The sequence below is a fragment of the Gilliamella sp. CG25 genome (assembly GCF_046635705.1).
GTDB lineage: Bacteria > Pseudomonadota > Gammaproteobacteria > Enterobacterales > Orbaceae > Gilliamella > Gilliamella apicola_I.
In genome coordinates this window covers 256740-274017 of record NZ_JBIDFJ010000001.1, presented here as the reverse complement: position 1 = coordinate 274017, position 17278 = coordinate 256740, and the positions used below count along the sequence as shown (strand labels likewise).

Annotated in this window: 13 protein-coding genes; 8 read left to right on the top strand and 5 right to left on the bottom strand. The window is 35.7% G+C overall.

Annotation, left to right across the window (positions count from 1 at the left end):
- Window positions 1–226 precede the first annotated feature (226 nt).
- Window positions 227–1015 carry an SDR family NAD(P)-dependent oxidoreductase gene (locus ACGH6P_RS01230; RefSeq protein ID WP_267359421.1) on the top strand — a complete coding sequence of 263 codons (789 nt, stop codon included), beginning with the start codon at window positions 227–229 and terminating at the stop codon, window positions 1013–1015.
- A gap of 86 nt (window positions 1016–1101) precedes the next feature.
- Here the strand turns inward: ACGH6P_RS01230 and metG are convergent, their stop codons facing one another.
- A complete protein-coding gene (gene metG / locus ACGH6P_RS01225) occupies window positions 1102–3129 on the bottom strand; it encodes a methionine--tRNA ligase (RefSeq protein ID WP_294827324.1) in 2028 nt (675 codons plus the stop codon).
- A 240-nt stretch (window positions 3130–3369) separates the two neighbouring features.
- Here metG and apbC point away from each other — a divergent pair, with 240 nt between their 5' ends.
- On the top strand, window positions 3370–4437 hold the full coding sequence (gene apbC / locus ACGH6P_RS01220) for an iron-sulfur cluster carrier protein ApbC (protein WP_411596532.1): 1068 nt from the start codon (window positions 3370–3372) through the stop codon (window positions 4435–4437).
- A gap of 101 nt (window positions 4438–4538) precedes the next feature.
- On the opposite strand, the gene ACGH6P_RS01215 is transcribed toward apbC, so the two are convergent.
- Window positions 4539–5300, bottom strand: a complete 762-nt coding sequence (locus ACGH6P_RS01215; RefSeq protein ID WP_411596531.1) for an acid phosphatase — start codon at window positions 5298–5300, stop codon at window positions 4539–4541.
- A 297-nt stretch (window positions 5301–5597) separates the two neighbouring features.
- Window positions 5598–5954, bottom strand: a complete 357-nt coding sequence (locus ACGH6P_RS01210) for a DMT family protein (RefSeq protein WP_267359414.1) — start codon at window positions 5952–5954, stop codon at window positions 5598–5600.
- Window positions 5955–6144: 190 nt separating this feature from the next.
- On the opposite strand from ACGH6P_RS01210, the gene ACGH6P_RS01205 reads away from it, so the two are divergent.
- Window positions 6145–7311: a sugar transporter gene (locus ACGH6P_RS01205; protein WP_267349746.1), complete on the top strand. Its 1167-nt coding sequence runs from the start codon at window positions 6145–6147 to the stop codon at window positions 7309–7311.
- Window positions 7312–7350: 39 nt separating this feature from the next.
- Here the strand turns inward: ACGH6P_RS01205 and ACGH6P_RS01200 are convergent, their stop codons facing one another.
- Window positions 7351–9270, bottom strand: coding sequence for an ABC transporter ATP-binding protein (locus tag ACGH6P_RS01200; RefSeq protein WP_411596530.1), 1920 nt, complete (start codon window positions 9268–9270; stop codon window positions 7351–7353).
- 195 nt (window positions 9271–9465) lie between these two features.
- Here ACGH6P_RS01200 and ACGH6P_RS01195 point away from each other — a divergent pair, with 195 nt between their 5' ends.
- On the top strand, window positions 9466–11634 hold the full coding sequence (locus ACGH6P_RS01195) for a hypothetical protein (protein WP_267380811.1): 2169 nt from the start codon (window positions 9466–9468) through the stop codon (window positions 11632–11634).
- Window positions 11635–11683: 49 nt separating this feature from the next.
- Here ACGH6P_RS01195 and glyA read toward each other — a convergent pair whose 3' ends face one another.
- Window positions 11684–12940 carry a serine hydroxymethyltransferase gene (glyA, locus tag ACGH6P_RS01190; protein WP_267349750.1) on the bottom strand — a complete coding sequence of 419 codons (1257 nt, stop codon included), beginning with the start codon at window positions 12938–12940 and terminating at the stop codon, window positions 11684–11686.
- Between the two features lie 382 nt (window positions 12941–13322).
- On the opposite strand from glyA, the gene ACGH6P_RS01185 reads away from it, so the two are divergent.
- The 4 genes from ACGH6P_RS01185 (at window position 13323) to aroK (ending at window position 17276) form a co-directional block, all read left to right on the top strand.
- Window positions 13323–14765, top strand: a complete 1443-nt coding sequence (locus tag ACGH6P_RS01185) for an LTA synthase family protein (RefSeq protein ID WP_411596529.1) — start codon at window positions 13323–13325, stop codon at window positions 14763–14765.
- Between the two features lie 7 nt (window positions 14766–14772).
- Window positions 14773–15396: a LysE family translocator gene (locus ACGH6P_RS01180; RefSeq protein ID WP_267359403.1), complete on the top strand. Its 624-nt coding sequence runs from the start codon at window positions 14773–14775 to the stop codon at window positions 15394–15396.
- Between the two features lie 211 nt (window positions 15397–15607).
- Window positions 15608–16570, top strand: a complete 963-nt coding sequence (gene gutQ / locus ACGH6P_RS01175) for an arabinose-5-phosphate isomerase GutQ (RefSeq protein WP_267349756.1) — start codon at window positions 15608–15610, stop codon at window positions 16568–16570.
- 184 nt (window positions 16571–16754) lie between these two features.
- Window positions 16755–17276, top strand: a complete 522-nt coding sequence (aroK, locus tag ACGH6P_RS01170) for a shikimate kinase AroK (RefSeq protein ID WP_065558794.1) — start codon at window positions 16755–16757, stop codon at window positions 17274–17276.
- The last annotated feature ends 2 nt before the right edge of the window (window positions 17277–17278 follow it).

The following is a 17278-nucleotide window of genomic DNA, read 5'->3' as shown; positions in this document are numbered from 1 at the left end:
TAAACACCTTTATATTTTAATAATTTGCGCAAAGGGTATTTGGTTCTATCAAAACTAGCTTTATATCCTGAAGTTGGTGATTGGCGTGAACTTAACCAACATAAACTGTGTTTTATTCAAAATCAATTAGTTAAAGCATAGAAATCCAATAAACAGAAAATTACTCCATAGTCTATGGAAAAACCGACATAACAATTACTTTATTAAGAAATTAAAAGGAAAAAAAATGAACAATCATGTTAAAAAATACACTGCAATTACCGGCGCAAGTTCAGGCATTGGTTATGCCACTGCAATTGAATTTGCTAAACGAAATAAAAACCTTATATTGATAGCAAGAAGAGAATCACAACTAGAAACATTGAAACAAAAAATTGCCGAATTAAATCCAAATTTGGAAGTCATCATTAAAATTTGTGATTTGTCGCAAGCCGATAATGTTTTTTCACTCTTCAAACAATTAGATAGCTATTATATTGAAACATGGATAAATAATGCAGGTTTTGGGCATTACGGAAGTGTTAAAGATCAAGATTTAGATAAAATACAATCTATGCTACATTTAAATATCGAAGCCTTAACAATTCTATCAACGCTGTATGTGCATAAATATCACCATCAATCTGGCACACAAATAATTAATATCTCTTCACGAGGTGGATACACAATTGTACCCAATGCTGTCACTTATTGTGCGACTAAATTCTATGTTAATGCTTTTACTGAAGGTTTAGCGCAAGAATTAAGACAAGCAAAAGCGAAATTAACGGCTAAAGTCTTAGCCCCTGCGGCAACCCAAACTGAATTCGGTCAAAAAGCGAATAATGTCAATGAATATGACTATAATAAAAGTTTCAGCCAATATCACACAGCAGAGCAAATGGCTGGTTTTTTAATGGCGCTATATGATAGCGACAACATCATCGGAGAAATTAGCACAAAAGATTTTTCATTTACATTAAAAGATAGCATTTTACCTTATTCTGGCAATGCGGCTGAAAATCAAAAGTCTTAAAACTTTTACAACAAAACACGTTAAAAAAATTAAACATCTTAACAAGCGTTTTAACTTGTTAAGATGTAAAAAAAGAAAACAATTAATTACGAAATTCGCATACCCGGTTTTGCTCCACTATCAGGTGACAATAAGTAAACGCCTTCACTATCATCTTTACCACTTGCACAAAGTACCATGCCTTCAGAGATACCAAAACGCATTTTACGAGGCGCTAAGTTAGCGATCATAATCGTTAATCTGCCCACTAAAACTTGAGGATCAGGATAGAACTCTTTAATGCCTGAAAAGACATTACGAGTTTCGTCTCCAATATCAAGTGTAAGTTGCAATAATTTGTCTGATCCTTCAACAACACATGCATTTTTAATTAATGCAACACGCATATCCACTTTTGCAAAATCATCAAAATTGATCGTATCAGCAATCGGTTCAGCAACTTTTTCTTTAGCTGGCGTCGCTAATGCAGCTTGTTGTTTTGTTTCATCAATCATAGCAGTAATTTTATCCATATCTATACGGTTAAATAGGGCTTTAAATTTGTTAATATTGTGTCCGGTCAAAGGTTGATTAATCGAATCCCACGTTAATTGGCTATTTAAAAATGCTTCAGTGCGTTCTGCTAATGCTGGCACAATAGGTTTTAAATAGGTCATTAAAATACGGAATAGATGAATCCCCATTGAACAAATATCTTGTAATGCTTGATCTTGCCCTTCTTGTTTTGCCACAACCCACGGCGCTTTTTCATCTATATAACGATTTGCTTCGTCAGCCAGTGCCATAATTTCACGTATTGCTTTACCTGATTCACGTTGTTCAAAATAATCAGCAATTACTTTTGATTTTTCAATAAACAAAGCATAAAGTTCTGGCTCAGCAAGATTATCAGACAATTTACCGTCAAAACGTTTGCTGATAAAGCCTGCCGAACGGGAAGCAATATTAACAACTTTATTAACTAAATCACTATTAACACGTTGGACAAAATCTTCCAAATTTAAATCGATATCATCAATATGTGGCGACAATTTCGCTGCATAATAGTAACGCAAGCAGTCTGGATCTAAATGTTTTAAGTAAGTACTTGCCTGAATGAAAGTTCCACGTGATTTTGACATTTTTGCACCATCAACCGTGACATAGCCATGGACAAAAATATTGGAAGGTTTACGATGTTCACTACCGTCTAACATTGCCGGCCAAAATAGACTATGGAAGTAGACAATATCTTTACCGATAAAATGATAAAGTTCAGTCGTTGAGTTTTTATTCCAAAACTCATCAAATATCGCTTTATTATTTTTATTACAGTAATTAAGGAAAGATCCCATATAACCTATTGGCGCATCTAACCAAACATAAAAATATTTACCGGGTGCATCCGGAATTTCAAACCCAAAATAAGGAGCATCACGACTAATATCCCAAGGTTGTAATCCTGCTTCAAACCACTCTTGCATTTTATTCGCAACTTGATCTTGCAATGTGCCCGATCGGATCCATGCTTGTAACATTTCTGAAAAAGCAGGCAAATCAAAAAAGAAATGCTCTGAGTCTTTCATTATTGGGGTTGCACCAGAAATAACCGATTGAGGATTAATGAGATCAATTGGATTATAAGTTGCACCACAAACTTCACAATTATCACCATATTGATCTGGGGCTTTACAACGTGGACACGTGCCTTTCACAAATCGATCAGGTAAAAACATCTGTTTTTCTGGATCAAATAATTGTGATATTACTTTTGTTTTGATATAACCATTGGCTTTTAGCTTTTTATAAATCTGCTCAGATATCTCACGATTTTCTGGACTATGCGTTGAATGGTAATTGTCATAACTGATGTTAAATCCAGCAAAATCACGTTGATGCTCAGTTTTAACTTCTGCAATCATCTGTTCAGGCGTCATCCCTAATTGTTGGGCTTTAAGCATGATTGGCGTACCATGCGCATCATCTGCACAAATAAAGTAAATCTCATTGCCACGCATTCGTTGATAGCGTACCCATACATCAGCCTGAATATGTTCTAGCATATGTCCTAAGTGAATTGAACCATTTGCATAAGGAAGTGCACAAGTCACTAATATTTTGCGTTTTGTTGTCATGTCAATTTAATACCTTTTATTACATAATGTTGGGAATAGTACATCAAACATGGGATTATCGCTAGATTTATGCCATAATTTAATAAAAATTCTTTCCAGATTCAGAAAAATTAGCAAACTAATCACTCACGATATTTTGGAAAGAATAAAATAATTTGCCTGTTCTCAATATTTTACTTAAATAAGAATGGTCACTATACAAATCAGCATAAAAACAGATAAAAATAAAGGCTAATTACCATGGAACCCAAAAAGATTCTTGAAAATTTTGCTCACCCTACTTTGCGAAAAAATTTAATCGAATTAGGTGCAGTTAAAAAGTGTGAAATGGAAAATCAAACTTTGCATATTCATTTAACGATGCCCTTTGCATGGCAAATCACTTTTGAAGAGTTGAAAAAAACTGTTACACCTCAATTACTCGAACTTGACGGTCTAAAACAAGTCAATTGGCAAATTGATTTCAACATTGCCACCCTTAAACGAGCAAACCATCAACAAGCGATAAAAAACATTAAAAACATCATCGCTATTAGCTCTGGTAAAGGTGGAGTCGGTAAATCATCAACCGCGATTAACCTTGCGCTTGCACTGCAAAAACAAGGCTCCAAAGTTGGTATTTTAGACGCCGATATTTATGGCCCGTCTATACCTACCATGTTAGGAACCGAAAAACAACAACCACTTACTCCCGACAATAAACATATGACACCAATTATGGCCTATGAATTAGCCAGTAACTCGATTGGCTATTTAGTCGATTCGGATGGAGCAATGGTATGGCGAGGACCAATGGCAAGTAAAGCATTATTGCAAATTTTGCAAGACACACTTTGGCCTGAACTTGATTATTTAGTGATTGATATGCCACCAGGGACAGGAGATATTCAATTAACACTCGCGCAAAGTATTCCTGTTACTGCCGCGGTGATTGTTACCACGCCTCAAGACATTGCCTTAATTGACGCTAAAAAAGGCATCACAATGTTTAATAAGGTTAATATCCCGACGCTAGGTATTATCGAAAACATGAGCTACCATATCTGTGAAAATTGTGGGCATCATGAGGCAATTTTTGGTGAAGGTGGTGCGGCACAGCTTGCCGAAAAATATCAAACTCAATTACTTGGGCAAATACCGCTACATAAAATGTTGCGACAAGACCTTGATACCGGAGCACCAACAGTTATTAGTCATCCAGACAGTGAATTTACTGAAAATTATTGTCGAATTGCCGGGCTACTTGCCAGTGAATTATATTGGCAAGGTGAAGCGATTTTACCGGATATCTCATTTAAAGCGTTATGATTGTTAAGCTGGATATTGGTTGTTTAACGAAACAGCCAATATCAGCCTTAAATTGATAAACATTGGATTTACAATCCAGTCATAGCCGTTGTTAACTTTTATTACTTTTTACTTTGTTGATTGGTTTGTAAGCGGTTAAACTCCATTTTGGCTTTTGCCAGTTGTTGATTAAACTGGGCATTAGCATGCAGTTGTGCCACCACACTTGCCGCCATCACTCTAGCCGCATCAATATCACTTTGCCAATGGTATCCACAAATAACACGACTTTCACCCACTTCAAGACCACGTTTTAAAATTTCATTTTGACGTTGTGGGTTGATTTCAGCTAACACCAGCGATATAGCAAAACCAATTGTTGTATGTCCTGAGGGATAAGATCCATTAGTAGAAAGCGTTTTTTCGTCTTCCGGTCGGCAAGTGGGCTCATTGAAAAACGAAAATGGTCGGATACGATTGTAATAATTTTTCGCCGAACGAGTAGCCAGATCACCAGCATCTTCTTTCATTGTCGTAATCAATTTATAAATTTCGGGTGTTTTGATAGCAGATATATCAAAACCAAACGACGTTGAAAATTGCTGAGTGACATTTTCCTTGCTAGAGTCAGCATCAATATAAGCTTGTCTTCCTCGTTCGGTATGACGCATCGATTTACCCCAATCATACATAGCTTTATCTCTTAAAAATTCAACACTGGTAAATGAAGGAGGAGGTGGTAACAATTGTAAACTATCAGGAGCTTGATTTTCAGTAAGAAAATAGTCATTGGGATGTGTTGTCACATCTTTTATTTCTACGGCGAATGCTTGAGCACATAATAAAGAATACAGCATAATACTTTTAACTAACATTTTTTGCATAGACGGCCCCTTTTCTTTCTCGATATGGATATTCCTATATCGTTGGTATTTAAAACGATTAAATTGCCTTGTTACAATGTCCATACAATAAAGTTTCCTAAATCTTATTGTCTAATCACATTGATTTATTTGATATTAATCAATCTTAAATTGAATTATTGGATTAATAAATGACATCATTTACATTATGTGACAACTATCACATTTTCATACTGTCACTTTTTATCAATAGTGATATAAAAGATCGAATCACTCTTCAAGCCGTAATGATATTTAAAATAGAGGTATCATAACTGTTTATGATGCAAAAATTTTATCTCGAAACATAAAAAATACTGCACCAAGCAAACAGCAACCAGCCCAAATATAATCAGTTTTAAAAGGTTCTTTTAAGATATAAATTGAGAAGGGTATAAAGACAGACAAACTAATGACTTCTTGAATAATTTTTAATTGACCAGCGGTGGCAACTTGAAAGCCTATACGATTAGCAGGAACTTGCAATAAATACTCAAACAGCGCAATCCCCCAACTAATAAAAACGGCAACAATCCAGACTTGATTATGCAAAAAACGTAAATGGCCATACCAAGCAAACGTCATAAACATATTACTAAAAATTAATAGACATATCGTAATAAAAAGTTGATTCATGATTATCATCACTGCTAGTGGAAAGGTATGAGTATTATATACCTGTTACGAATGAAGGTACAAAATCGATAAAGAATGCCGATTAGTTGTCATCGAAGATGACACCATTATCTTTACTGACTGTTTAATAACGAACATTATTCATGTTATAATGACACTCAATCTATTTATCCCTTCTTTTAAAAACAACATGATAAACAATGCTAATAAACGGTCTCGAATTTGGTCGTCAATTTTATGTTTGGCATTTGCAGCATTTATTTTTAATACCACCGAATTTGTTCCGGTAGGGTTGCTACCCAACATCGCTAAAAGTTTTTCAATGGATGAAGCGCATGCTGGATTATTATTAACTATCTATGCTTGGTCTGTTTCATTATTATCGTTACCCTTAACGGTATTAACTTCAAAAATGGATCGCCGAAAACTTCTTGTTTTCTTATTCTGTTTATTCATTGGTAGCCATATCTTAGCGGGTTTTGCTTGGGACTTTTATAGTTTAATGGTAGCCAGAATTGGAATCGCTTGTGCACACGCTGTATTTTGGGCTATTACTACGCCTTTAGCTGTTCGACTTGCACCCAATGGCAAAAAAGCTAAAGCAATGGGTTTTATTGTTGTCGGTGTTTCAATGGCAACAATTTTAGGTATTCCAATTGGCACGATAATTGGACAAGTTGTTGGTTGGCGGATTACTTTTTTATGTATCGGTTTTATTGCTTTTTGTGTCATGGTTTCATTACTCTATTTATTACCGCCTGTGCCAAGCACAGACACCTTATCTATCCGTGATATTCCGAAAGTGCTTAAACGACCAGTATTACTTAATATCTATCTGTTAACAGCAATTATTATTACTGGTCATTTTTGTGCTTATACCTATATCACCCCTTTTATGATAAATGTCGGTGGTTTTAACGAAAAAGTGGTGGTTAGCATTCTATTAGCTATTGGTTTTTCAGGTATGATCGGCAGTGTTGTCTTTGCTAAATATTCTGATAGACATCCAACAGCAATTCTAATCATTCCGTTGTTATTATTAATGATTTGTTTACTTTCGCTTTATGTTTGCTCATTCAATTTAATCACTGCAATTATACAAGGCATGTTATGGGGACTTGCGATCACCATTATCGGCATGGTTATGCAAAGTAAAGTCATCGATGTTGCTCCAGATGCAGCCGATATTGCAACCTCCGTTTATTCAGGTATTTATAATATCGGCATTGGAGCAGGTGCATTTGTAGGTAGCCAAGTCTTAGTTCGACTATCAACCGAGTATATCGGATTTATTGGTGCAATATTTGTTATTCTTGCATTAGCACTCTTTTTAATATTAACAAAAAGAACATGGTAAATTGCTAACAAGAGCTTGCCAAGCAAGCTCTTAACGCTATTATTGTTGACTTAACGACTCAAGCGCTTCCCAACGTGCAAAAACTGCTTCTAGTTCAGCTTCTTTATTGGCCAAATCAGTTAAAATCGGGCTTGTCACCTCGTGGGGTTGATTAAAAAAGTCACTGTGCCCTATTTGCGCTTGTAAATCAGCTATTGCTAATTCCAATTGCTCTATTTGGCTTGGTAATTGTGCTAATTCACGTTGTTCATGATAACTTAACTTTACTTTCTTTTTCGCTTCAGGCATTTTGGTTTCTGCTGTTACCGCTTTTTCATCGGATTTAACCGGTGCAGTATTTTTATTCACCGACACGGGTTTTGCTTGCTGCTGTTGCTGTAAAGCATCAGTATAACCGCCCGCATAAATACCGATATGACCTTGTTCTTCAAAAAACCAACATTGGGTAACCACATTATCAACAAATTGTCGGTCATGGCTAACCAATAAAACAGTGCCTTGATAATCATTAACTAGTTCTTCTAACAACTCTAAAGTTTCAATATCCAGATCATTAGTGGGTTCATCGAGAACTAATAAATTACTTGGTTTTAAAAATAGTTTAGCTAACAATAAACGATTTCGCTCACCGCCAGATAATGCACGAACAGGAGTTCTGGCGCGTTTTGGTGGAAACAAAAAGTCCTGCAAATAGCCAAGCACGTGACGAGATCGACCATTAACCATCACCTCTTGCTTACCTTCAGCCAAATTATCCATCACAGTCTTTTCAGGATCCAACTCAAGTCGATACTGATCAAAATAAGCGACTTCCAATTTGGTACCACAATGTACGCTACCCGAGGTCGGCTGTAAGTTACCTAACATCAGCTTTAAAAGTGTTGTTTTACCTATACCATTAGGACCAATCAGCGCAATTTTATCGCCACGTAATACTTGTACCGTAAAATCATTAACCAGTAATTTACCTGCGACTTGATAGCTCACATTATCCAATTCAAAAACAATTTTGCCCGAACGCAACGCTTCTTCAATTTGCATTTTTGCACTGCCCATGACTTGGCGACGCTGTGAATGTTCTTGTCTCATCGCCTTTAAAGCGCGTACTCTACCTTCGTTACGTGTACGGCGAGCTTTGATACCTTGACGTATCCACACTTCTTCTTGAGCTAATTTTTTATCAAATTCTGCATTTTGCAACTCTTCGACACGTAGTGCTTCCTCTTTTCCAACAAGATAACTATCATAATCACCACCCCATGAAGCCACTTTACCTCTATCGAGATCAATAATACGCGTTGCCATTTGCCGAATAAAAGAACGATCATGTGAAATAAACACAATGCTACCATTAAAACTTTTTAAAAATTCCTCTAACCATTTTATCGTTTCGATATCTAAATGGTTAGTTGGCTCATCCAGTAACAATACTGTTGGCTGACACACTAATGCTTTAGCCAATGCGGCTTTACGCAACCAACCTCCTGATAAGGATGACAGTAGCGCATCACCATCCAAGGAAAGTGAAGAGATAACATTACGAATACGATTATCAAGTTGCCAACCATTTTGCTGATCTAATTGCTCTTGTAATTTAGCTAATTTAGCCAGATTACTTTCACTGGGATCTTGTTCAATACGATGAGATAAATCATAATAATCCCTCAATAATTGAGCTTGTTCTTTTAAACCTTCTGCAACGAAATCGAACACATTTCCTTGAATATCCCTTGGGGGATCTTGTTGTAAACGTGACACAACAACATTATTCTCATAAATAATTTGACCTTCATCTAACGGTACTTCTTTATTTAACACTTTAAGTAACGTTGATTTACCTGCACCATTACGCCCAACAAGACAGACACGCTCATTAGCTTCAATCGACATATCAATATGGTCGAGTAGTGGCGCATCACTAAAGGAAAGATAAGCATTTGTAAGATTGATTAATGACATAGTTATTTTTTATTTGGATATTAAGTAATATGGCGTTATTCTATCATAAAGTTGTGGTCAGCAACTAAACTCAATTCTTCAAAATTTTTTAAAATTTCACAAGCTTAAAATTACTGTTCTCTTTCATTAAACGACTAATACTGTTATATTTATTTACATAAAGGAAATAAAATAAATTTCAGTATGGAGGTTATCATGAGTCATATGTGGACATTTCAGCGTGTAGGTGGATTAGATCAAGTTGTTTTTAAAAACGCCGACGATATTATTAATCTACCCAATCTTGACCCTAAATTATGGGTCGCACTCAGTTGCCCGACGACAGGGCTAGATTTTGACAAACGAACATTGGCACTTTTGGATGAAGATCAAGACGGTCGCATTCGCATTCCCGATATATTAGATGCTATCGCTTGGACAAGAGGTAAAATTCACTCTTTTGAAACGATCTTACATTCATCAGATATTTTACCTTTGTCACAAATTAATACAGAAACAGAACAAGGTAAAAAATTATTCATCACCGCTCGCAGCATTCTTGTAAATTTAAACAAAAGTGATTGTGATTATTTAACTCAAGATGATGTACAACAATCTATTAAAATTAATGCAGGCAAACTTTACAATGGTGATTTAATTTTTCCTGCATCCGCCGAGCTATCACCAGAAATGCAAACTTTTATCAAATCAGCAATAAAAATTGTTGGGGCTGAAAAAGATATGAGTGGAGAAAATGGAATTAACATAGATATTGCCAAAACATTTGTTCAAAACTTACAAATATGGCAACAATGGCAAAAGGATATAAGTAATACACAAACACCATTTGGCGAAAATAGTGCTGAAATATGGAACCTTGTTCAAACGCTAAAACCCAAAATAGATGACTATTTTTTACGTGTGGAACTTGCACAATATGCACCACAAGCACAAACAGCATTGAACGTTGATGAGAAGTATATTGTCCCAACAGAAAATGGGTTATTATCAGACGAAGCGCTAGCCGAATTACCGTTATCAAAAATCGATACCCATAACTCTCTCGATTTGGTCAATGGGCTCAATCCATTATGGAAAGCAAAAATTACACAATTTAAAACACTCGTTTCGCCGTTATTAGCTAATTCTAATGTACTAACAGAAGAAGAATGGCAAAATATTCAAACCAGTCTGGATCCTTACGCCTCGCTGATTAATTCAAAACCTAGTATGGTTCAAACCAAAGTTTCAGTTCAACCAACCGATAGCATTGAAGATTTATCAAACAAAACGATTAAAAACATGGCAAATAGTGATTTATTGGCTCAATTTCAAGAAATGGTTGATCAAGACAATAAGACACCAATTTCAGCCTCAGATGTATTAGTTTTAGAAAAACTTGTTCTATTTCACAAACATTTGTATCGACTACTCGTCAATTTTACCTCTTTTTCTGATTTCTTTTCACTTGAAAAAAGAGCGGCATTTCAACTTGGAAAACTCTATATTGATGGTCGCTGTGCAACGCTATGTGTTTCGGTAGATAATATTGCCAAACACATTACTATGTCTAACTACTCGGAACTGTGTTTACTTTACTGTGAATGTACCAGACAAGGTGAAAAAAAGGTGATTGCAGCGGCTATTACTGCAGGGCAAGGTGATTTACTTATCGAAGGTCGTAACGGTGTATTTATTGACAATGAAGGTAATGATTGGGATGCTAATGTAGTTAAGATTATTACAAAACCAATCAGTATCCAACAAGCTGTTTGGGCTCCTTATCAACGTATTGGTCGCCTAATTACTGAACAAATTAATAAATGGGCAACCAGCAAAGATGCCGATATCGAAAAAACCGGTACGCAAGTCTTACAAAATCCAGATACCAAATTTGATATTGGTAAAAGCGTGGGTATATTTGCCGCAATTGGCTTAGCACTTGGTGCAATTGGTACTGCTTTAGCGACCATTTTCCAAGCACTATTTTCATTAAGCTGGTGGCAACTTCCTTTGGTTATTATTGGATTATTTGTCATTATATCGGGGCCTTCTGTGATTTTAGCTTGGTTAAAATTAAGACACCGTACACTTGGACCACTTCTTGAAGCATCCGGTTGGGCAATTAATGGGCAAGTGAAAATAAACTTATTATTAGGTGGATTACTCACTAGTAAAGCAGAATTACCGAAGAATGCAAAACGTAATTTACGTGACCCAATGAGAAAACGTCGTAATAAATTTGCTATTGTATTTTGGATAGCTTTAGTATTAGGTATTGGTATAACAGGTGGGTGGTTATGGCATAAAGGTCATATAACACACTTTATAGAACAACAAAAGCAAGAACTTATACAAAAAACCACAGACACAGAAAAACAATAAAAACAAATCTATCATTATCGCCGATAGTGTCGGCGATAATGATGGTATCTTAATGTTGATAAACAGGGAATTGCCGACATATCGCTAATACTTTTTCTTTTACGACTTGGATCGTTTGTTCATCATCAATATTATCTAATACATCGCAAATCCAATTAGCCAATTCACGAGACTCCGACTCTTTAAATCCTCGCCTTGTAATCGCAGGTGAACCAATACGAATACCAGATGTGACAAAAGGACTTTGCGGATCTTTTGGCACACTATTTTTATTCACGGTGATATTTGCACTTCCTAATGCTGCGTCAGCTTCTTTACCTGTAATTTTTTTATCGACTAAATCAATCAAAAATAGATGATTGTGTGTTTCACCAGAAACGACTTTATAGCCCCGTTTTAAAATCACATCAACCATTGCTTGTGCATTTTTAACGACTTGTTGTTGGTATTGTTGATAAGCTGGTTCCATTGCTTCTTTCAATGCCACCGCTTTTGCTGCAATGACATGCATTAAAGGCCCACCTTGCGCACCAGGAAATACCGATGAATTTAATTTTTTATAAAGATCTTCACTACCACCTTTTGCCAAAATTAATCCGCCTCTTGGTCCACCAAGGGTTTTATGGGTTGTTGTGGTAACCACATGCGCATAAGGAACAGGATTTGGATAAACACCTGCTGCCACTAAACCTGCAACATGCGCCATATCCACAAATAAATAAGCACCCACACTATCAGCAATTTCACGCATACGCTTCCAGTCAACAATACCAGAATAAGCAGAAAAACCGCCAATAATCATTTTAGGTTTCGACTCATTAGCAATGGTCGCTAACTGTTCATAATCAATACGACCTGCCTCATCAACACCATAGGCAACCACATGATAAAGCTTGCCTGAAAAACTAACCGGTGCACCATGGGTTAAATGACCACCTTCAGATAAATTCATACCCAGTACTGTATCGCCAGGATTTAATAACGCGGTATAAACAGCAAAGTTAGCTTGCGAACCTGAATGGGGTTGTACATTGGCATAATCAGCACCAAATAACGTTTTTGCTCGTTCAATAGCCAATTTTTCAACAATATCGACATATTCACAACCACCGTAGTAACGTTTACCTGGATACCCTTCTGCATATTTATTGGTTAACTGGGAACCTTGTGCTTGCATTACTCTTGGGCTGGCATAATTTTCGGATGCAATTAATTCAAGATGATCTTCTTGACGTTGTTCTTCACCCTTAATGGCATCCCACAACTCCTTGTCATAATCGGCAATAGTCATTTCTTTACTAAACATTTTGACTCCTTATTTTCAATTACATTGGCTTTTAGGCTGTTGGTTAACTTTACGCTTAAAAATCACGATGAATTATCCTTACCTATCCAACATTTTATTTCAATCTTTTTTATGAGTTATAAATAATATTTATAGAAATAAGATTATAAAAATCTTGATAGGCTAAATATCCGATTAATTCACCAAACGGTTATAATTTAACCTTAACAAAAAAATGTGATTTTTTAATTTATTTGTTGATAAATAACAGATTAATTACACTCAAAATTGTCAGTTAACAGCATTCTATCTAGCTATTGAGATAAAAATACTCGCTGCTTTTTATTTTTCATAATATTAAGTATATACTTATGCAAAAGTTAATCATTGAGTATTTTGTTCTATGCCACTTTCGACATTAATTGTTTTACCTCTTTTAATTATTACCGTTGTGATTGCCTCATTTTTTAAACGAAAAAAGTGGCAACTACTGGTGATCAGTTTGTTGACAGTTTTTGTAGTCATGGAGTTAACCTCAATCTATTTTAGTGGCGGCTTTATAGACTACCAGTTTTACGTCAATTTAAATATCAATGACATTATACAAGGGTTATTCATTTTTAAATTACAAGCACTCTTGGTGATTGTTGTCTTTTTGGGTTTTGTATTTTTACTGTTTAAGTTAGCGAGTTTATTTAAGCGAAAATATCATCCATTACTTCGTGTGGTATTGGCTATGATTGCCATTATTAGCATCAGTTATCACAATGGACCGTTAAGCCGTTTATACGAAATTTATCAAGTGACAAACGCACCTCGTGAATCATTCGAACAAGCACTACAAACGCTCAATATGACTGATTACACTAATAAAAATCAGTTAATTAGTCATAAAGGAAAAAATATTATCGTCATTTCGTTAGAATCGTTTGAACAAGGTTTTTTAGATTTTGCGGATATCACACCGCATTTAAGACAATTACGTCAAACATATACTTTCTTCCCGAATATGCCAATGAGTGTTGGCAGTAGCTGGACAACTGCATCAATGTATACTTATATGACAGGCGTGCCTTTTTTAATTGGTGGGTACTCAACTTCGCCATTGATGAAAAGCAATCAAACCCAATTAATCAGTTTAGGGGATGTCTTGAAACAGGCAGGCTATCAAACACGCTATGTTATGGCTGGCCCTAATTTTGCAGGTATTGGACATACCGCTGAATTACTTGGTTTGAAAGTGATTTCTGAAAAAAACTATATAGGTCAGTATCCCAATGCACCTTTTGGATTATATGACAAAGATATTTTTGATATCGCCAAAAAACAAATTAATGATATGAATGAGGCAAATCAACCTTTTGCTTTATTTATTTCAACTGTTTCAACCCATGCCCCTAATGGATTTTACGATGAACGAATGGCATCGGTTATTACACCTAAAGATGACAATATGTCATTTGTTGCTGCCTCACTGGATTATAGCGTTGGACAATTTATCCAATATTTAGAGCATAATGGATTGCTCGAAGATACGGTCTTTTATATTTTTCCGGATCACTTAATGATGGGTTCGGGTACCCCTACTATTCATCGCCTATCTGAAAAAGAGCGTCAACTTTATTTATTAACCAATGCTAAACCTGAAAATTTACATAAATCACCCGATCAAACAATCTATCAAATTGATTTACCAAGATTGATTTTAAATGGTGCTCAAATTAAAAGTAATGCTAAATTCTTAACTGATTATTTAACCCAAACCGACATGGATAAAAAACAATTTATTGAACAAAATAAATCTAAAATCGCAACGTTAAATCACTCAGCTGAATACGTTAAATAGGTCAAACATGACACTTGATACCATGATCATAGTCACTACCGTCAGTTTTTTGGGAATGATTTCGCCCGGACCTGATTTTTTTCTAGTGTTAAAAAATAGTTTAAGTTATAACCGAAAAATAGCATTACTCACGTGTTTGGGTGTCATTATCGCCATATTAATTCATATGAGTTATTGTGTTGCGGGAATCGCAGTGCTGATTACCGCAACACCCTTGCTTTATAATGCATTACGTTATGTTGGTGCTGTATACCTAATCTGGATAGGCATAAAAGCACTACTTGCCAAAAATAGTGGTACTCGTTATCTAAATTGTGAATCACATGGTAGGATGATCTCATCTGGCACAGCGTTTATTCAAGGCTTTTTATGTAATTTACTTAATCCTAAAGCTACTTTGTTTTTTCTCGCTATATTTACTCAGGTACTTAGTGCTAATTCAACGCTCATTGACAAATTATTAGTGGCACTGATAATTTGGGTAGAAGCGATTTTTTGGTGGCCATTTGTTGTCTTTATTTTTCAAACCCGATCGGTACAACGATGTTACGGTAAAATTCAGTTCATCATTGATAAAATTCTGGGTATCATTATAATCGCACTGGGAATAAAAGTAGCTTTAGGTGGTTAATGCCTCGTTATTTTCCAAATTCTAATACTTAATCGATCATAAATTTATAAGAAACATGATTGACGTAAAAATTAACTCGCTTTCTTTTTGAATATTTCTCTGTTACTTGCTACACTGTTAGCTATCTAATATATATTATTATTTTCAATTTTACTTATTGAAGATCATAAATGGCACAAATACCTTCTAAAAACTCCATAGGTTAATTGAAATGGATAAATTATTAAAATATGGTCGTGAACTTCTTGAATTGGAAATTCATGAAGCTCAAAAGTTACCTAATCGGCTAGGTGAAGACTTTATTACAGCTTGCCAGCTTATTTTAACTGCAAAAGGAAAAATTGTCGTATCGGGTATTGGAAAATCGGGACATATCGGAAAAAAAATTTCTGCTTCTTTAGCCAGTACTGGTAGCCCTTCTTTTTTTATGCATCCCTCCGAAGCGCTACATGGCGATTTAGGAATGGTAAGCGAAAATGATGTAGCAATACTAATTTCTTATTCGGGTCGAGCAAAAGAGTTTAATTTTATACTCCCTATACTTGCTTCGATGAAAGTACCGGTGATTGCCATAACTGGCGGTTTAGACTCACCCTTAGCTAAAGCGGCTCAAGCCGTAATTGATATATCGATCGAAAAAGAAGCGTGTCCTATGGGGCTAGCACCTACTTCGAGTTCGACAAATACATTATTAATGGGTGATGCGCTGGTCATAGCCGTCATGCGAGCCCGAGGTTTTAATGAAGAAGATTTTGCTCGTTCACATCCGGCAGGCAGTTTGGGTGCGAAATTACTTAATCAAGTAAAAGATGTCATGAGAACGGGAGATTTAATTCCAAAAGTTCCCCATACTGCAACAGTACTTGAAGCTATGCTTGAACTCAGCCGTACAGGTGTGGGATTAGTTGCAATATGTCAGGATAATAATAAAATTATTGGCGTATTTACTGACGGGGATTTGCGTCGATTATTATTAAAAAATGGCACATTACAAGACAGTATTGAAGCTGTGATGACAAGTCCTGGTTATAGAATACCCGCAAGTTGGAAAGCAACAGAAGCTTTAAAATCATTTAATTATCACAATATTACTGCTGCACCAGTTGTGAATAACGAAGGTGAATTAGTCGGTGCATTAAATATTCACGATTTGCATCAAGCAGGAATTAGCTAAAACTATTAATAAATACCTATTGCAAAAAGGGGCTTTCTATTGAGATAATTACCAACCTAAATTTTTGTCGTTAGACGGAGATACAAGAAAAGTTACACAATTAACTGCTTGTGAAAAGAAAGATCACGGTCAGTTAATATTGTGTTGTAAATTTTAACCAAAATTAATAGATGATGAAACTACAATGGCAGAAAAGCGAAATATTTTTCTAATTGGCCCAATGGGGGCAGGAAAAAGCACAATAGGTCGACAAATTGCACAACAGTTAGGCATGGAGTTTTTTGACTCTGATCAAGAGATCGAAAAACGAACCGGTGCCGATATTGCTTGGATTTTTGACTTAGAGGGTGAAGACGGATTCCGCGCCAGAGAAGAAAAAGTCATTAATGAATTGACTGAAAAACAAGGTGTAGTACTCGCGACAGGCGGTGGATCGGTTCTATCAAAAGAGACACGTAATCGTTTATCTGCTCGTGGGATAGTGGTCTATCTTGAAACAACCATTGAAAAACAGATGGCAAGAACTCAAAAAGACAAACGGCGTCCATTATTACAAGGAGGAAATACCCCTCGAGAACTCTATGAAGAGCTTGCTGATGAACGTGAACCACTTTATCAAGAAATTGCTGATATCACTATTAAGACAGATGAACAAAGTGCTAAAGGTGTAGCTGGTTATATCATCGATAAAATAGAGCAAATTTAAGC